Origin of the sequence: Brochothrix campestris (assembly GCF_046058945.1) — a bacterium.
GTDB lineage: Bacteria > Bacillota > Bacilli > Lactobacillales > Listeriaceae > Brochothrix > Brochothrix campestris.
The window spans coordinates 1,399,990-1,418,428 of sequence record NZ_CP175511.1 but is presented as its reverse complement, the minus strand read 5'-3'; the positions used below and the strand labels follow the sequence as shown (position 1 = coordinate 1,418,428).

The following is an 18,439-nucleotide window of genomic DNA, read 5'->3' as shown; positions in this document are numbered from 1 at the left end:
GAGGAGAAACGATAATGACTATCAAACAAATAGTGTCACAATTAACGTTAGCAGAAAAAGCGAGTCTTTGTTCAGGGCAAGATTTTTGGCATCTTAAAGGAATCGAACGACTCAATCTACCATCGATTATGGTGACGGATGGGCCACATGGGCTCCGTAAACAGCGGCCAGATGCAAATGATCACCTCGGCGTGTTCGACAGTGTACCTGCGATTTGTTTTCCATCAGCGGCAGGAATGGCTGCATCGTGGAATAAGGCGTTGTTATTTGAAGTGGGTGAGGCACTCGGTGAAGCCTGTGTGTCGGAACAAATTTCAGTCTTACTCGGACCAGGCGTAAATATTAAACGCTCACCGTTATGTGGGCGGAACTTCGAGTACTTTTCAGAAGACCCGCTCTTAGCAGCCCAACTGGCGACACAACAAGTAAAGGGTATTCAAACACATCCAGTGGGAACATCGCTTAAACATTTTGCTGTCAATAACCAAGAGGAACGACGGATGACAATCGATGCTAGAGTTGATGAACGCAGTCTGCGTGAAATTTATTTAGCGGCGTTTGAAGCAGTTGTCAAAGAGGCACAACCAGCGACGGTGATGAGTTCATATAACCGTGTAAATGGTGAATATGCGTCAGAAAGTGAGCGTTTACTCACAACCATCTTACGTGATGAATGGGGCTTTGAAGGAGCTGTTGTGTCGGATTGGGGGGCGGTTAATCATCGTGTCGCTGCTTTGAAAGCAGGGTTAGAACTCGATATGCCGGCTAACAATGGTTATTCAGACAGTCTAATCGTGGCGGCAGTTGAAGATGGGAGCTTGGATGAAGCAGTGGTCGATCAAGCGGCTGAACGGGTGCTGCGTCTCATTGAGATGACGAAGCCACAAGCGAATCCAGCCCCTTACGATTTAGCAGCGCATCATCAATTAGCCCGTCGCGTGGCGAGTGAAAGTATGGTCTTACTTAAAAATGAAGCGGACTTGCTGCCATTGAGCAAAGAACGTGATGTGGTCATCATTGGTGAATTAGCACAGACACCACGTTACCAAGGGAGCGGTAGTTCAAAAATCAATCCAACAATGGTCGAAACAATTCGAACGGAAATGCAAAGCGCCGCACCTTTGGCAACTGTCAGTTATGCCCAAGGCTATGAACTTGCAACAGATGATAGCGATGAGGGATTGATAGCAGAAGCTGTTGCAATGGCAACAACCGCGGATCAACTCGTTGTTGTTCTTGGATTGCCAGACCGCTATGAATCAGAAGGCTATGACCGTCAACATTTGCGCTTACCAGCTAACCAACTGCAGTTGATTGAACGTTTAAGTGCCGTTAATGAGCGTATCGTTGTTGTATTAAGTAATGGGGCACCGATTGAAATGCCTTGGATTGACAAGGTTGATGCTGTTCTGGAGGCGTATTTAGGTGGGCAAGCAGCTGGTGGGGCAGTGAGTGATTTACTGTACGGTGATGTGAATCCGAGTGGGAAACTAGCCGAAACCTTCCCCTTGCGTTTAGCAGATACACCTGCACACCTTAACTTCCCAGGTGCAAATGATGTGGTTGATTACAATGAAGGACTTTTTGTGGGCTATCGTTATTATGAAGCGAAAGCAATGGAGACGCTCTTTCCGTTTGGTCATGGCCTTAGTTACACGCAGTTTGATTATCAACAAATGAGCGTTAATCGCACGGCATTAACCGATGAAGAGACAGTCGAGGTAGCAGTGACAATCGCCAATAGTGGGGCGCGAGCAGGGCAAGAAATTGTGCAGTTGTACGTGCAAGACTTACAGAGCACGGTCATTCGTCCGTTAAAAGAATTAAAGGCCTTTACGAAGGTAAGGTTAGCACCAGGCGAAACAAAAACGGTCACGCTAACCTTAGACAAGCGTGCGTTTAGTTATTACGATGTAAGCATCAATGATTGGCATGTGGAGACGGGGGAATTCGCGTTGCTAGTCGGTCGTTCATCCGCAGTGATTGAACTCCGTGAAACGGTACATGTGACATCGACGCAGCCGTTGCCGGTAGCGATGACTCGTAATTCGACGGTCGGAGATATTATGTGTCATCCAGCAACACGTGAAACCGCGCAGCACTTTTTTAAACAACTGGAGATGCCATTTAACATTGCAGAAATGGATTTTGAAGCAGAAGCGCTCGATTTAGGTGCAGCGATGTTAAAAAATATGCCATTAAGAGGGATTGTTAGTTTCAGTCAAGGTCAGTTTTCAGAAGAGCAACTCGCAGCATTCTTGAATGCATTAAACGCGAATTGATAATGGGCTAATTGAACGAAGGAGGATAAACGATGACAATAGCAAAGCGCAATACGATTTCATTAACTGAAAGAGTCTCATACGGTTCGGGTGACTTTGCGTCCGGTATTGTATGGCACGTATCAACGATGTTTTTGATGTTTTATTACACGATGGTAATCGGACTTAATCCAGCCACTATCGGGACGATTATTTTTGCTTCGAAGGTGTTTGATGGCGTTACCGATATTGGGATGGGTTTTATTGTCGACAAAACCCATAGTAAACACGGCAAGGCTCGCCCATGGGTTTTATGGGGCTCTGTTCCGTTTCTCATCAGTGGTATTTTATTGTATACTGTCCCTGATGTTAGTACGTTTTGGCAGCTGGTGTATGTGGCGATTTCGTATAACTTATTGTCGTTTGCCTACACAATGGTCAACATTCCGTACGGCACTTTAACATCGCTCATTACCCAAGATCAATACGAGCGTTCGGTCTTAAATGTCACACGGATGCTCTTTAGCACCGCGGCAGCGATGATTGCCGGGATGGGAACATTAGCGATTGTTAAAATGCTCGGTGGTGGGCAAAAAGGTTGGATTTTCATGTCAATCATCTTCTCAATCGTCGGCTTTATCTGTTTATTACTCTGCTTTAAAAACACGAAGGAACGGGTAAAACCAGCGATTAAGGCATTAGAGAATCGTCCGTTACCGCTTAAAACATCGTTGAAGTTTCTGTTTAATAATAAGTATTGGGTGATTGTGTTAGCGTTTTTCTTAGTTCAAAACATTGCAAGTGGTGTCGGCACAGCAATTAGTACATTTTTCGTTGCACAGGTTGCCAGCGCGAGTGCTTCGTTAACGACAGAATCATTGATGGGTATTTTAACGATTACAACGGTTATCCCAACAGTATTATGTATGGTGTTGGCGTTGCCAGTGATTAAGCGTTATGGTAAGCGAAATGTGGCGATGGTCGGAACGGTGATCGCTCTCATTGGTTCGTTTATCATCTTAATTGAACCATACAGCTTGCCACTCTTAATTGCGACAAATGTGATTAAGGGGATTGGTGGGGCAGCAGTGGTTGCCATTCTGTTTGCCTTATTAGCCGATACGATTGAATATGGCGAATGGCGCAACGGTGTTCGAACTGAAGGTTTGATTTATTCAGCTGGGAGCTTTGGTGCCAAAGTCGGTACTGGTTTCGGGACAGCTGTTGTTGGTTGGATGTTAGCGGCAGCAGGCTTTGTATCAGGTGCGGCGGTACAGCCTGAATCAGCGCAATCAATGATTGTTTTCATCTTCTTATGGCTGCCGATTTTATTTAATCTCTTGATGATTATCATTTTATACTTCTACAAATTAGATAAAGAATTCCCCCGTATTTTAGCCGATTTAGCAGCGATACGTGAGGGACAGACTGATAAATAAGGAACTAAACAAAAAACAGCAGACATGCCCAAATGGAGGGCGTGTCTGCTGTTTGCTTGTGAGGGAACAGCAACAGTCAATTCGGCAAACTGCTTTTTTCAGTTCTCCAGGTTGATTTCACTTTTATTTTTCCAGTACAATCAGCTAACAGCTAGTAAATTTCAAGCTCGCTACTCGCGATGGGAGATAATCGCAAGTACGACCTTTCCAATTTATACGCTGTTGAACGAGCTGATTTCACTTTTATTTTTCCAGTTCAATCAACCATAACTTAGGAAATTTCACTCCCTCACTTACCGATGGAAAATAATCGGTAAATTCGGCAGTTCCAATTTCTACAGTTCTACCAGGTTGATTTCACTTTTATTTTTCCAGTTCAATCAGCTAACAGCTAGTAAATTTCAAGCTCGCTACTCGCGATGGAAAATAATCGCAAGTACGACCTTTCCAATTTATACGCTGTTGAACGAGCTGATTTCACTTTTATTCTAATTTTGTAATTGTCGATACACACCATCTTGGGCCAGTAATTGTTCGTGTGTGCCTTGTTCGGCGATGCCGCTTTCATCAATAACGATGATGCGGTCAGCATCGCGAATCGTTGCTAATCGATGGGCGATAATTAAGGTGGTGCGGCCTTCAGTCAGTTTGTTCAATGAGTCCTGAATGATTCGTTCCGTCGCAGTATCCAAGGCGGAAGTCGCTTCATCTAAAATGAGTAGTGGTGGGTTTTTTAGAAACATTCGCGCAATCGCTAAGCGTTGTTTTTGTCCACCTGACAATTTAACACCACGTTCACCAATGACGGTGTTGAGGCCATCACTCATATTGAGGATAACATCTTCGAGGTTGGCCAGTTTTGCCACCTGCCAAATTTCATCATCGGTTGCATCGAGTTTACCGTAGGCAATGTTTTCACGCACTGTGCCAGAAAAGAGGTAGACGTCTTGCTGCACAATCCCTATGTTTTGACGGAGCGAGGCGAGTGTCATCTCGCGAATATCGATGCCATCAATCGTAATTGCACCGGCCGTTACGTCATAAAACCGTGGCAATAAGCTACACAAGGTCGTTTTGCCAGCACCAGAAGGTCCAACAAAGGCGATTGTTTCACCCGGTTGTACGGTTAAGTTAATGTTTGTCAGAATCGCTTTTGAGTCCTCATAATGAAAGCCAACATTGTGATATGTAATTTGACCTTGCAACTGAGATACGGTTTTAGCATGAGGAGCATCGCTGACTGACGGCTCAAGTGCCATCGTTTCGCTGAAGCGTTTAAAACCAGCAATGCCTTTGGGATAACTTTCGATGACTGCGTTGATTTTTTCAATCGGTCGTACGAGGACGTTTGCTAATAAAATAAAAGCAACAAATTGCCCGTTTGTCATCTGGTTGTTAATTGTAAAATACGAACCCATCAACAGGGTGAACAAGGTCATTAAGCGAATCAGTAAATAGTTGATCGATGAACTTTTGGCCATCGTACCATAAAAGAGTGATTTGGCATGCTTGTAACCGTTGTTAATTAGCTTGAAACGTTTCCGTTCATAGTTTTCGTTCGCAAATGCTTTCACAACACGAATCCCACCAATGGCATTTTCGATACCGGCATTAAAGTCAGCCAGTGATTTGAAAATTTTGGCGTTGACACGGGTCATTCGTTTGTTGAAAAAGACAATTAGAAAGGCGATTAACGGTACAAGTACAACGGTCGAAATTGCTAATCCAACATGGATGCGCATCATGATTAAAAAGGTACCGATAACAGTCATAATCGCGATGAAAATATCTTCGGGGCCATGATGGGCCACTTCGCCAATTTCAAATAAATCATTCGTCATCCGCGACATCAGTTTACCGGTACGCTCATTGTCATAATAGTCAAACGATTGCTTTTGCAAATGATTGTAGAGGTCATTACGCATATCTGATTCAATGTTTAAGCCGAGCAGATGTCCCCAGTAGGTGACGATGTATTGCATAAAACTGTTGATGATGTAAAAGGCAAACAGCGCGGCGACGGCTGTCACAATTAACGTCCAGTTTTTTGACGGCAGTAACGTATCGATGACTCGGTTGACCGCCATAGGAAAGGCAAGTTCGAGTAAGGCGGCAAAGACCGCACACGAGAAATCAAGGATGAAGAGCTTTTTGTACGGTTTATAATAGCTAAAGAAATGCTTAAGCATGTGGCTGATTGCCCCCTCTATTGAGTAGTGTTTAGTTGAATGTCTCTCTTGTATTTTAGCGATAAAAGCCTTAATAGTAAAGATGACAAGCTGATTTTACGGTTTTAATGGTCTTTTTAAGCTCCAATAAGGTAAAATAAAGAGGAAGCAAATAAGAAAGGCGTGATAATAATGGCAGCACAAAAATACTACGCAGTAAAAAAAGGGAAGCGGATTGGCATCGTGCGGACGTGGGCAGATTGCCAGGCGCTAACGAAGGGCTTTTCGGGCGCTATTTATAAAAGTTTTACGACGGAGCAAGAAGCGCGAGCTTTCATCGAAGGGGTGAGCAGTCATCAACCGGCCCATATTGTGGCCCATAACCCAGACGAACTCGTTGCTTATGTGGACGGTAGTTACAATAAATTCACCGAAGAATTCGCGTATGGCATGGTCATCCTCGAAAATGATACGGTGATTCATGAAGAAGGTAAAAAATTCAAAAATGAATTTTCAAGCATGCGTAATGTTGCGGGTGAAGTGTATGGGGCAACGCGTGCAATTGAATATGCAGCAGCGCTTGGCAAAGATGTCGGCATTTATTACGATTATACCGGAATTGAACATTGGGCCAAAGGCGAGTGGAAAACAAATAACGCCCTCACCAAGGGCTACCGTGAATACGTGGCAGCGGTGAATACAATTAAAATTACCTTCCATAAAGTCGCAGCCCACACGGGTGTTGAATACAATGAACGGGTTGATCGTTTGGCGAAACAGGCGTTGGGGATTAAGTAAGATAGTGATGGGATTGCAGTCTGTGACTGGACTGTAATCCTGAGACTGAAGCTAAACGTTGTGCTAGGTCATTACGACTTGCTCGCTCGGGATTACGTACCATCAGTACGCGCACCGTCATTCACTTGTCTTGCCTACTAGTACGAAAGTTATTTAAAGCCGTTCTAAACTGCAGTGATTAGAGAAACGAAAGTGAAATCAACCGCATAGAAGCAAACAGCTTGGAAGAAAAATGAAGTTTGTGTAGACCGAGTGTTACAATGGCTTAACTTAGCATCCTATTATTTGTTTGTACGCTATGTACATGTTATAGTAGCGTTGAAAATGAGCGGGATTAGGCTACGAAGACTAATATCTTTGAACGTCTTTGTGATCTTAACTATTTCTAACGTGCTTAAAGTTGAAAAAGCTTATTCTTGATTCCATCCAAGAAAGGCAGTAAAGCATATCCTCAAACGGGCTGATTTCAAGGTGAAGTGAGATGAAGCGCTATGTCATGATGTTACGAAACAGATCTTTTGCGAGTCTGTTTATTGCGATGAATTTAAATACCATCAGTCAAACGTTTGCGAACGTCAGCATCGTTTGGCTGCTTTATCATGCCACAAATGAGCCGCTGTTGGTGGCACTATCAGGGGGAGTTATGATGATTCCAGCACTTATTTCTGGCACGTTACTTGGCGGTCTCATCTATCCAGTAAAATAAGCTGTCTCATTTTGCTCCAATATCTTCGAAGTTGAACGAGCTTGTTTTAACTTTTATTTTTATCCAGTAAAACAAGCTAACTTCTGTTATATTTCACAAAATTCGAATCGACGGTAAATAGTCGATGTCTCATTTTGCTCCAATATCTTCGAAGTTGAACGAGCTTGTTTTAACTTTTATTAACTATCTTGTTTTGTTGCTGCAATCACAAGTTCACGGATATTGACTGATTGGGGCATTTCGTACATGAATTTAACAGAGGTTGCTACGTGTACGGGATTAAGGGAAGTGCCACCCATTGTTTCTTTCCATTGATTATAGCCGTCTTTAATGTTTTCATCGGTTGTGTGTCCGAGTAGTTCGGTTTCAGCCGCACCCGGGGCCACTAACATGATGCGCACATTATAGCTACTGACTTCTTCACGGACAGTTTCTGTTAAGGCGTGAACACCATATTTTGTCGCACAGTAAGCCGCGTGGTTGCCAAACGTTTTTTTACCTGCAATCGATGAAACATTAATAATCGTTCCTTCGTTCCGCGTCATCATGTCACTAAGGACGATTTTAGTTCCATTCAAAACGGCCTTAACATTCACATCTAACATCGTTTGCCATTCAGTTATATCTTGTTGCCAGATGTTTCCGAGGAGCATCACACCAGCATTATTAATTAAACAATCGACTTTGCCGTATTTCTTTTCGGCTTCAGCTACCGCTGCTGCAAAGGCATTGAAATCAGTCACGTCTACCGCTTTAACTAAGGTATTTGGTAAATTCAAATCGATCATCGGTTCGATACGTCGTGCTAATAACAATATGGGATGTCCGGCAGCGCTGAATTGCAAGGCCATTTCTTTGCCGAAGCCACTGCTTGCGCCGGTAATAACGATTAAAGGTTTCATCTGTTTGTTCCTACTTTCTAATCTGTGATACTCATAGTATACTAAAGTCACATAAAATAACTAGTACGCACATGAAGGTGCGTCACTTACCTAGAGGTAAGTAAGGGAGCTTAAGTGATGTTTTTAAATGAATTTGATGCGACGATGCAACACATTCAAGGCAAATGGAAGATTATGATTTTATATGAGTTACATGAGCAGGGCGTTGTTCGTTTTAATCAATTGCAACGTTATATCGATGCGATATCATCAAAAACATTAACGAATCAATTAAAGGAGTTGGAGGAAATGGGTGTGATTACACGGGTTGTGTTTCCGGTTGTCCCTCCCCATGTTGAATATTCCTTAACTGCCAAAGGGGAAAGTTTAATCCCAGTGCTCGACCTTATTTGCGAATGGGGTTTGGCTCAGGTTGAACCGCAATTGCTCGACCGCACGCTCTGTCAGGAGTGACGTCGACTCAGTCTGCAAATGTGGCTGCAGCTACGCGTTGTGCTATAATAAAATATGTAAATAGCTTAAGAAAGTGGTGGATAAAAAATGATGCAACCGTTTGATTTTTATAATCCGACCCATATTGTATTTGGGCCAGAACGTTTAGATGAGTTAAATACACTCGTGCCGACTGATGCCCGTGTGTTAGTTTTATTTGGTGGCGAATCAGCTCGTCGCTTTGGCACGATTGATAAAGTGAAGACCGGTTTAGGTGCACGTACTGTGTTTGAATTTGCTGGTGTTGAAGCAAATCCAACGTTCGAGACGTTGATGAAAGCTGTGGCACTAGTGAAGGCCAACGGGATTGACTTCTTATTGGCAGTTGGTGGTGGTTCAGTAATTGATGGCACGAAATTTGTGGCCGCAGCAGCTGAATTCGCCGGTGATCCGATTGATTTATTTGGTGGTGGCATTGGTCAACAATTACCCACGCAATCGGCCTTACCATACGGAACCGTGTTGACGTTACCTGCCACAGCTTCGGAAATGAACAACGGCAGTGTCATTACCTTTGTTGCGAAAAAGGCGAAGTTGAGCTTTAAGAGCCCGCACACCTTCCCGCAATTCTCCTTTTTAGACCCGACATTAACGTATACTTTACCAAAACGTCAATTGGCGAACGGGATTGTTGATGCATTCGTGCATGTTTTTGAGCAGTACATGACCTACGATACAGGTGCTTTGGTTACGGATCGTTTTGCTGAAGGATTGTTACAAACCTTGATTGAAATTGGTCCGAATATTGTCAACAACGAGACACCGGATTACAATGAACGTGCCAACTTTATGTGGGCCGCAACGAATGCCTTAAATGGTGTGTTACGTGTTGGTGTGCCACAAGATTGGGCCACACATATGATTGGTCACGAAATTACGAACCTGTACCACATTGATCATGCGCGGACGTTAGCTGCGATTTTACCAGCAATGTTACGTGTGCGACGTTCACAAAAAGAGGCGAAGCTATTACAATACGCTGAGCGTGTGTTAGGGATTACTACTGGTACAACTGAAGAACGAATTGAAGCGGCGATTATCCAAACAGCGGTCTTCTTTGAGTCAATTGGTGTACCAACCTCACTAGCTGCCTATGAACTCGGTGAAGCGGATGTGGAAGCCATCGTTGCTAACCTCGAAGCACATCAATTGGTGCGCTTATCTGAACATGGTGATGTGACTCCGGCAGTGAGCCGCGACATTTTACTAGCAAGCTTATAATACTAAAAGCACGACCGCCTGTTTCCATCACAATGGAAGAAGCGGTCGTGCTTTTTTGTCGTTCACTATTTAAACTAACGTTTCCTTAGCCAATAACAAAGCCCCAGTAATACCGGCATCATCGCCCAATTCGCAGTAAACGAGGTACTGATCGAGTGGTGGGGTATTGACGTAACCGTTCATTAATTCATTAAAATAGTGACGCATTTTTGGATACAGCTGGCTTTGCTTCATGACACCGCCACCGAAAATAATTTTTTCGGGTGAGAGCGTTAACGTATAGTTAACGGCAGCCTGCGCGAGGTAGAAGGCTTCGATATCCCATGCCTCATGTTCAGGCGGTAAGGTGGTGGCTGCTTGCTGAAAGCGAGCAGCAATTGCGGGGCCGGCAGCTAAACCTTCAAGGCAGTCGCCATGGTAAGGGCAAACACCAGCGAAAGCATCGTCTGGATGATGTTTCACTAAGATGTGGCCCATTTCAGGATGGCTAAAACCATGCAATAGTTGGTCGTTCATCACAACCCCACCGCCAATACCAGTGCCAACCGTTAAGTAAACACAGCTGTGTTTGCCACGGGCGGCACCACGTTTTAATTCGCCAAAAGCCGCGGCGTTAACGTCGGTCGTAAAGGCGATTGGTATTTGAAAATGGCGTTTGAGTGTGCCGAGTAAATCGAATTGTTGCCACGCGATTTTTGGTGTTGCTAAAATCGAGCCATAGGTCGGTGAAACTTCGTTGACGTCAATCGGTCCAAAGGACCCAATCGCCAAAGCATCAAGTTGATGCGGTTCAAAAAAAGCAAAGACGGCCGCTAATGTTTCAGTTGGTGTGGTCGTCGGTAATGAGATGCGCTCAAGCAGTTGTAGGTTTTTATCAGCAACGGCACAAATAAATTTTGTGCCGCCCGCTTCAATTGCGCCTAGTAACATAAATATTCCCCCTTTTATGAGTCTTTGTTCCAAATGATGCTGCAGATTTCAGCCGGATCCAGTGTAGCTTTAAGTGGTATGTTACTCACTTGTTCAACCAAGTTACAACGCTGAGGGCTGTATTGTGGTAAGTCAATTTTAAAGTCACTTTCAGTGCTACTATTTAAATTAAAACCACGTGTAATAATCGCCGTATCACGCTCTTTACATTTAAGTGCCGTCAATAAAAACTGAGGGCTATCAATTGTTAAAAACGAATCAATCGGTAACCATTTTCCGGTTGAAGCCGTGGTGTTGATTATGCTAAACGGAATTTGAGCAGCATGAGCGTTTTGATAAGTTTCAGCTGCATCTGTAGCACCATGAAAAGTAATACCATAAGACACACTTTGAGCACCTATACATTGCGCTTCAGGTGTTGGGAAGTACCCCCAATCACCGAGTTCACCGACTGCACGTAATAATGTCAGTGCAATTGTATTATCAGTTGGCATAACTTCGTATTCATTGAGACCGTAATTAGTCACTGTGATACCGACTGCATCATCTTGCACATTAATAAAACTTTGTTGATGTTGGGGATTAGTAGGGTTTTCCCAATTAGCCGTTACCTGATTCGGTCGTTTAACTACCTCGTAGATACTGTCGGTATAATGGTCAGCAACATTAAGTCCGGTTGGGAACAGCACTCTTAAGCGGTGGTTGGTCATTGTATTTGTGAAGTTGGTGGTGAATTGTAAGTGAGGACTGCCTTTTAATAGTGTGATATCTGTTGTTAATGTTAGCGGTGTAGTAACTTTACTTCGTTCTGCTAGACGTTCTCGAATATCCGTGACACGTTCCATTTCAAGTTGTAACTGTTCATCAGCTGACACGGGAATCCTCATCGTTTGTGTTAAGCGGATTGTTGCCATTTCAGTCGTGTTAGCTAGAATCTCAGCCTCACAGTCATTTTCATGTGCAAATAAAATCGGATCATTATTTGCTTGTTTAAAGATATACTCATTACCGATATCACCGACATTCTCAAATGCGAGCAACTCCGGATAGATCTGCTGCGTCCGTTTATCGGTGACAGTTAAACGGCCGTCGGCAGCGATTTTCACATGTAAAGTCTCGTTTTCAAGCTGACGAGCATCGCACGCAATCAGTGGGAGCACGTCCGGTTGTGTGGCTGTTTGTGGAGTAAGGGCATAACTGTGCCATGATAATGCGGGTAATTGTGGTGCAACAAAGCGAACGGTGACATAAATCGCCATAAATGGTTGACGAAAACGATCTTTAGGAAGGTCATAATTAAAACGAACGGTTTTGTTAATGACCTCGGTAGGGATAATGTCACCAGAAGCGCTACGAACAACAAAGTCAGGCAATGATTCCGCCATCAGCTGATCATGTAAGTCGGACGGTTTACCCGTGCTAAAAGGGAGGCGTTTCCATTCTATTTCTTGGGTGACAATCTCTGTTTTGGTGCTACCTGCTGTATTCACGACAATAAATGGTCGTTCATCAGTCGAAAAGATAGACGTATCAATCGTCGTCGCTAATGTCTCAAGTGCTTCGCTTGCTAAAAATTTACCGACTTCGAGCGCCTTTTCATAGCGTGTCATCATTTCACGGTGGACTTCATCAACGCTACAGCCACATATACTATCATGTGGATGATTCTGCATCAGTAATTTCCAAGCATAGCGCAATTCATCATGCGGATATTGTCCTGAAATCGAAGCTGCCATTGTAGCCAACGGCTCAGTAATGTTTTCAAGTTGTCGTTGGACTTCTGTGTTTTTTTGCTTCAAATAAACCCGGGTACTGGCTGTGTTCGCCAGTGTATACCAACCATCGGTTTCTTGACTCGTCAATTCGCCACTGACTGTGCTCAAGTCAGTCGGTAGATTAGTCTTAACGGCGGCTAAGTAATCGGTGAAATTACTATGGATAAACTCATAATCGGGAAATAAGCGGTTAGCAACTTTAATAGCAGCAGTAATGTCTTGTTGCACAGGTTGATGATCAACACCATTCATCATTAGGAGGTGAGGTGTGGCGGCGTATTGTTCCACCTCTGCTAATTTTTTTTGCCAGAAGGCTTTAGCTGCTGTTTCGTCGACTGGAATTTCATTACCATTACTATACCAATTGGCAAAAAGGAGACTAAAAATCGTCGTTTTATCTGCGCCTTCCCACCACATTTCAGAAAAACTAGAACTGTATTTATCATCAGAAATAACGGCGTTATCAAAGCCAGTGGGTTTAACGCCACGCCCAAAAGCAGCAGCGGTAATACCAGCTTCTGCCAACATTTGAGGTGCTTGTCCCATGTTTCCAAATGTATCGGGGAAGTAGCCGAGGTCGACATGTGCGCCCCAACGTTGACATTCATCCAATCCGATGAGCATGTTACGCGTATTGGACTCGCTGCTAATTAAAAAATCATCTTGTAAAATGTAAAACGGACCGATTTTTAATTTGCCAGCCGTAATGGCAGCTTGCAGTTCATCTTTACGATGAGGACGTATTTCGAGGTAATCATCGAGAATAATCGTTTGACCATCCAGATGAAAACTATCAAAATCGGGGTCACGTTTAAATAAATCAAGCAGGTCATCGATGAGTGCTACAAGACGGAGATGATGTTGCTCGTAAGGCAAATACCATTCACGATCCCAATGACTATGAGAAATAATATATACTTTTTTTGTTGGCATGTCGGGCTCCTTTTGCTTAAGTACTTTAAGCAGTTATTTTTATGTCGTAGTAATCCATCAATAATTCACAAAACATCATATTAGCCCACGAGAACCATTCACGCGTATAGTTATCCGCATTATTTACATCAAAACCTTCGTGCATTAAATCAGTGCCGCCATCATTGGCTGCCAGCATATCTAGAATACGTTTTTTCTCTGCTTTACTTGTTGTTGTCATGCCCTCAATCGCCAGTGCAATTGGCCAAATATAGTTAGGTGGTGTATGAGAACTACCGATACCTTTTGCGTTTTTCCCTTCATAAAAGTAAGGGTTTTCAGAACTAAGTAACGTCTGACGTGTTGCAAGATAAATGGGATCATCCATCGCACAATAGCCTAAGTAAGGTGCGGCGATTAAACTCGGAACGTTAGAATCATCTTGAATACTATAGTTACCTAATCCATCAACTTCGAAGGCAAAGATGGTTTCACTGGCTTCGTTTTTAACCAAGGCATGCTTCTGAATGCCTTGTTCAATGGCTTGTTTCAAAGCGGTAGCTCGATTTACAATGGCAGCATCCGGTAAAATCTTTGTATAAATATCAATTAAATAACGTAAAACAACGATCGCAAACATGTTGCTGGGAACAAGGTAGCCATATTGACAAACATCATCACTCGGTCGGAAACCAGACCAGGTCATGCCTGTGTAACCAACGGGAGAGCCAGCACCGCCATTTGGTAACGTATCTTCGACGCGGGTCGTGTCGCGTTCGAATCGATAAGACGAGTGCTCGTGATTTTGTTCCGTTTCCCAAACTGTTAAAATAGCCTGAATGCCAGCAGTGAAGGCAGGGGTGAAATGAGCGCTATCACCAGTGTTTTTGTAGAGTAAATAGGCAAGTTGCACAGGATAACAAAGGGAATCAATTTCGTATTTTCGCTCCCAAATCCAAGGGCTCATTTTTGTTTTATCTGATTGATGCCCAGCACCATTAGCTGAAGCATTGAAGGCATTGGCATAGGGATCTAAATTGATGTATTGAAACTGTTTGGCCACTAATCCAGCAATCATTTCTTTTAAAGCTGTATCAGATTGAGCGAGTGGTAAATAAGGTCGCACTTGAGCCGTAGAGTCGCGTAGCCACATTGCTGGAATATCTCCTGTGACTAAAAATGTACTGTTGTCATCAAATCGCTGAACAGTGGTTTGTAACGTGTTGGCATAACATTTATTGAAGATAGTTGCCCAATGGTGGTTTTCGGTCATTGCTTTATCACTAATTTTTTTCATGAACGCTTGTACGGTTGCAGAAATTGCTTTATCAGTCATACGATTACACACTCCTTTTGGTTTGGTATATCATTGTTTACAAAACCGATTATATGGTATATCATTTTAAAAGTAAAGCGCTTTCTTTTTTGGGTACGAGTAAAAGCGCTATTGAAAGGATGAGATCATTGAAAGAACCATTATATCAACATATCATCATGGATTTGAAACAAGCAATTATAGCGGGAACTTATCCGCCGGGCAGTAAATTGCCAACTGAATTGAATTTATCAGAAACCTATGGCGTATCACGTATTACTTCAAAGCGGGCATTAGTCGAGTTAGAAAATGAAGGCATCGTTATCCGTGTGCGTGGCAAAGGGAGTTTTGTACGTGAAAAAGCTGTCGTTAGTCAATCTAAAACGATAAAAAAAGATGTGCTATTTATTCTACCGTTCCCTGATAATACAACGGTTGGTAACTATGCTCAAGGTATGTTTGAGGTGATTCAAGCCACTCATTATCGGTTACAGATGCAGCCGCATCAGTATTTATCCAACTTAGATGTTAAGGATATTGTGGAACGCTATGCCGGTGTGATTTTTTATCCCCGTAATAATCATGATGATATTGAATTGCTATATCGCCTCCATTTATTTGGTGTGCCAACTGTTTTAATCGATAAGAAAATCGATCAGTTGCCGTTTTCGAGTGTGATGGCGAACAATGAACAGGGCGCTTATGAAGCAACCCGTCATCTAATAGCGCAGAAACATCAAAAAATCGCCTTCATTAATATCGATGCAATCGGAAAAAAATCATCTGTACGTGATCGCTATTTTGGTTACTTAAAAGCCTTACATGGTTACGAGTTGGAACCTTATCATTTTGAACAATTAGACCCAAACGATAGTCAGTTTTTGATGACGTTGTGTACCGAATTGCAACGTTTAAATATTACAGCAATCATCGCTGAGAATGACGTGTTGGCAATTCAGTTAATCAATGCGTTAAAGAAACAAAACGTGAGCATTCCTAAGGATATTGCGGTGATTGGTTTTGATAATATTCAGGCGGCGCAACTGATTGAACCCCATTTAACAACGGTTGCTCAAAATTTTGAAGAAATGGGGTCAGCGGCGATGCGTCTGTTACTTGCAGAACTAGATGAGACATCAATAGAGCACGATCAGGTAGTTGTGCCAATTCAATTGATTGAACGTGCAAGTACTCGTAACTTAAAGGAGGAAGATGATGTTACAAACGACTGATTTATTACAAATTGATACACGACAAGGAACCGATAACCAAGCGACATATTCCAACGGTAATTGTTTACCCTATACAGGTGTACCTTTTGGTATGAACCATTTTGTCGTCCAAACAGCGGATACACGAGGTAGCTGGTTTTTCAATCCAAATGACCGCACCTTTCAAGGAATTCGGTTGTCACACCAACCAAGTCCATGGATGGGTGATTTTTCACAACTACTATTGTCACCTGTTGCAGGTAGTCACTGCCAGCCGGAGTTAGGCATGGCACAAAGTAGTTACCGTACCGATGAAGCTGTGTTTGCACCACATTATATTAAACTCAAACAAGAACGCTATCGGATTGTCACTGAGTTAACACCAACGACGTATGGTGCTGTGATGCGCAATCAGTATCATACCGCACACCCGAAATTGGTCCTACGAACACCAGGTGAAGGTATCATTAAAATCGATGTAGCAACGCATTCAGTGTCTGGCTATGTCATCAATGCAGCTGGCTGTGAAGATAAGCAGATGAAAATGTTTTTTGCGATGCACTTTTCCGAAGCGTTTGCTATTGAACACTGTGGTTACTTTGATGGAGCTGAATTTATTAGTAGTCAACAAGTACAGCGGTCTGATGCAGTTTTTGTAATTGCGTTTCAGGATACGACAATGATTACGACCCATCTTGCCACCAGTTTTTTATCGCCTGAGCAAGCGCAATTAAATCTATCACGTATCCTCTCGGATGATTTTGATGAAACTAAAATGAAGTCAGCGACAAAATGGCTGAACTATTTAAATAAAATTGAAATTGAAAGCAAAGATAAGCAGCAGGTAGCGACCTTTTATGGCTGTATGTACCGGACCTGTTTATTTCCACAAAAAATGTATGAGCTGAATGCGAATGAAGAGCCAGAACATTACAATACATTAACAAAATCTGTCGAAACGGGCTATTTGTATACAAATAACGGCTTTTGGGACACGTATAAAACGGTGTATCCACTCTTTTCACTGATTGCTCAAACCGAATATGCCGAAATGTTAAGCGCGTATTTACAATCCTATCGTGAAGCGGGTTATTTACCAAAATGGCTATCTCCCGATGAACGCGGGATGATGCCGGGGACGTTAATAGATGCAGTTGTGGCCGATGCCGCTGTTAAGCAGATTGGTTTGGAGTTAATGCCTGCCTTTTTAGAAGCGATGATTCATGGGGCAACTACACGTAGTGACAAACAAAATTATGGAAGACGGGGGACACTTGATTACCTAAAGTTAGGGTATGTGCCAGCGCATTATGGTGAGAGCATCAATCATACGCTCGATTATGCGTATAGTGATTTTTGTATTGCCCAAGTTGCTAATATACTAGGAGATGATAAGCTGGCACAAACTTATCAAAGACAAGCAAATAATTTTTTAAACGTGTTTGATAAAGAAACGGGCTTTATGCGGGCAAAAACGCTTGACGGACAATTTAAACAGGACTTTAGTGCAGAACGTTGGGGAACTGATTATGCTGAGGGCAGTGCATGGCAAAGTAGTTTTGCCACCTATCATAACTTTAAAGGTCTCATTAAAGCACACGGTGGTGCCGAGGCTTTTAATGCGAAACTAACTGAGCTTTGTAACCAACACCCACATTATGAAGTCGGTGGTTATGCGTTTGAAATCCATGAAATGAGTGAAATGGCTGCGGTGGATTTTGGCCAAGTGGCCTTGTCGAACCAGCCTAGTTTTCACCTGCCATATTTGTTTAACTACGTCGGTAAGCCCGCCTCAACACAAGTACTTGTGAAACAATTAATGACACGCCTGTTTCATACAGGATGGGACGGTTATCCAGGTGATGAGGATAATGGCAGTATGTCAGGTTGGTATCTTTTTTCAAGTCTGGGCTTTTATCCGGTTTGTCCTGGCTCAGGAGAGTATGTGATTGGTATACCCTTATTTGATCGAGCAACGATACATTTAGCAAATGGCAAAACATTGATGATTACAACCGAAGGAAATCAACCGCATGCTAATTTCGTCAGCGCTATTCACCTGAATCAGCTGTGCCATGACCGTCTGTTTTTTACGCATGACGAGTTAATGGCAGGGGCAAACATCCAGTTTACACTTGGAGTCGTACCAACAGAGCGGCAGTATAATGAACAACAAACACCGTTTTCAATGCGGGTACCACATTAGTAACAGCTAAATTAAACTGAAAAAGGCTGTGTACTGAAACACCTATAGTTTGTCATGATATACCTATAGTTTGTTACTTACGTTCAAACCATCTATTGTTTAT

13 protein-coding genes are annotated in these 18,439 nt (G+C 42.9%); 8 read left to right on the top strand and 5 right to left on the bottom strand.

All coding sequences use genetic code 11. From position 1 onward, the window contains the following. Positions 1–14 precede the first annotated feature (14 nt). Together ACJYYY_RS06925 and ACJYYY_RS06920 are read left to right on the top strand one after the other, a co-directional pair. Positions 15–2,282, top strand: a complete 2,268-nt coding sequence (locus ACJYYY_RS06925; RefSeq protein WP_035312858.1) for a glycoside hydrolase family 3 C-terminal domain-containing protein — start codon at positions 15–17, stop codon at positions 2,280–2,282. Between the two features lie 32 nt (positions 2,283–2,314). Continuing rightward, positions 2,315–3,700 (top strand): MFS transporter, encoded by a 1,386-nt coding sequence (locus tag ACJYYY_RS06920; protein ID WP_035312856.1) that lies wholly within the window; start codon positions 2,315–2,317, stop codon positions 3,698–3,700. Between the two features lie 488 nt (positions 3,701–4,188). Here the strand turns inward: ACJYYY_RS06920 and ACJYYY_RS06915 are convergent, their stop codons facing one another. Further along, complete coding sequence (locus tag ACJYYY_RS06915; protein WP_035312855.1) at positions 4,189–5,889, bottom strand: ABC transporter ATP-binding protein; 1,701 nt, start codon at positions 5,887–5,889, stop codon at positions 4,189–4,191. A gap of 171 nt (positions 5,890–6,060) precedes the next feature. Here ACJYYY_RS06915 and ACJYYY_RS06910 point away from each other — a divergent pair, with 171 nt between their 5' ends. Both ACJYYY_RS06910 and ACJYYY_RS06905 read left to right on the top strand, forming a co-directional pair. Then, positions 6,061–6,666, top strand: a complete 606-nt coding sequence (locus tag ACJYYY_RS06910) for a viroplasmin family protein (RefSeq protein ID WP_408868753.1) — start codon at positions 6,061–6,063, stop codon at positions 6,664–6,666. Positions 6,667–7,147: 481 nt separating this feature from the next. Then, positions 7,148–7,372 carry a hypothetical protein gene (locus ACJYYY_RS06905; RefSeq protein WP_035312853.1) on the top strand — a complete coding sequence of 75 codons (225 nt, stop codon included), beginning with the start codon at positions 7,148–7,150 and terminating at the stop codon, positions 7,370–7,372. A 179-nt stretch (positions 7,373–7,551) separates the two neighbouring features. On the opposite strand, the gene ACJYYY_RS06900 is transcribed toward ACJYYY_RS06905, so the two are convergent. Continuing rightward, positions 7,552–8,274 (bottom strand): SDR family oxidoreductase, encoded by a 723-nt coding sequence (locus tag ACJYYY_RS06900; RefSeq protein ID WP_035312851.1) that lies wholly within the window; start codon positions 8,272–8,274, stop codon positions 7,552–7,554. A gap of 117 nt (positions 8,275–8,391) precedes the next feature. Here ACJYYY_RS06900 and ACJYYY_RS06895 point away from each other — a divergent pair, with 117 nt between their 5' ends. Both ACJYYY_RS06895 and ACJYYY_RS06890 read left to right on the top strand, forming a co-directional pair. After that, positions 8,392–8,727 (top strand): helix-turn-helix domain-containing protein, encoded by a 336-nt coding sequence (locus ACJYYY_RS06895; RefSeq protein WP_035312849.1) that lies wholly within the window; start codon positions 8,392–8,394, stop codon positions 8,725–8,727. 90 nt (positions 8,728–8,817) lie between these two features. Continuing rightward, positions 8,818–9,987, top strand: coding sequence for an iron-containing alcohol dehydrogenase (locus ACJYYY_RS06890; protein ID WP_051456768.1), 1,170 nt, complete (start codon positions 8,818–8,820; stop codon positions 9,985–9,987). A gap of 69 nt (positions 9,988–10,056) precedes the next feature. Here ACJYYY_RS06890 and ACJYYY_RS06885 read toward each other — a convergent pair whose 3' ends face one another. Genes ACJYYY_RS06885 through ACJYYY_RS06875 form a run of 3 tightly spaced genes read right to left on the bottom strand, consistent with a single transcriptional unit; the run spans position 10,057 to position 14,940 of the window. Then, positions 10,057–10,917 carry an ROK family protein gene (locus tag ACJYYY_RS06885; RefSeq protein ID WP_035312846.1) on the bottom strand — a complete coding sequence of 287 codons (861 nt, stop codon included), beginning with the start codon at positions 10,915–10,917 and terminating at the stop codon, positions 10,057–10,059. Between the two features lie 14 nt (positions 10,918–10,931). Beyond that, entirely contained in the window at positions 10,932–13,625 is a 2,694-nt protein-coding gene (locus ACJYYY_RS06880) for an alpha-mannosidase (protein ID WP_035312845.1), read from the bottom strand. A 25-nt stretch (positions 13,626–13,650) separates the two neighbouring features. Next, a complete protein-coding gene (locus tag ACJYYY_RS06875) occupies positions 13,651–14,940 on the bottom strand; it encodes a glycoside hydrolase family 125 protein (protein WP_408868752.1) in 1,290 nt (429 codons plus the stop codon). 128 nt (positions 14,941–15,068) lie between these two features. Here ACJYYY_RS06875 and ACJYYY_RS06870 point away from each other — a divergent pair, with 128 nt between their 5' ends. Beyond that, a complete protein-coding gene (locus tag ACJYYY_RS06870; protein ID WP_035312843.1) occupies positions 15,069–16,151 on the top strand; it encodes a substrate-binding domain-containing protein in 1,083 nt (360 codons plus the stop codon). After that, the gene (locus ACJYYY_RS06865) at positions 16,135–18,336 is read left to right on the top strand and encodes a GH92 family glycosyl hydrolase (RefSeq protein ID WP_408868751.1); all 2,202 of its coding nucleotides are present in this window, start codon (positions 16,135–16,137) and stop codon (positions 18,334–18,336) included. Before ACJYYY_RS06870 ends, ACJYYY_RS06865 begins: the two co-directional genes overlap by 17 nt. The last annotated feature ends 103 nt before the right edge of the window (positions 18,337–18,439 follow it).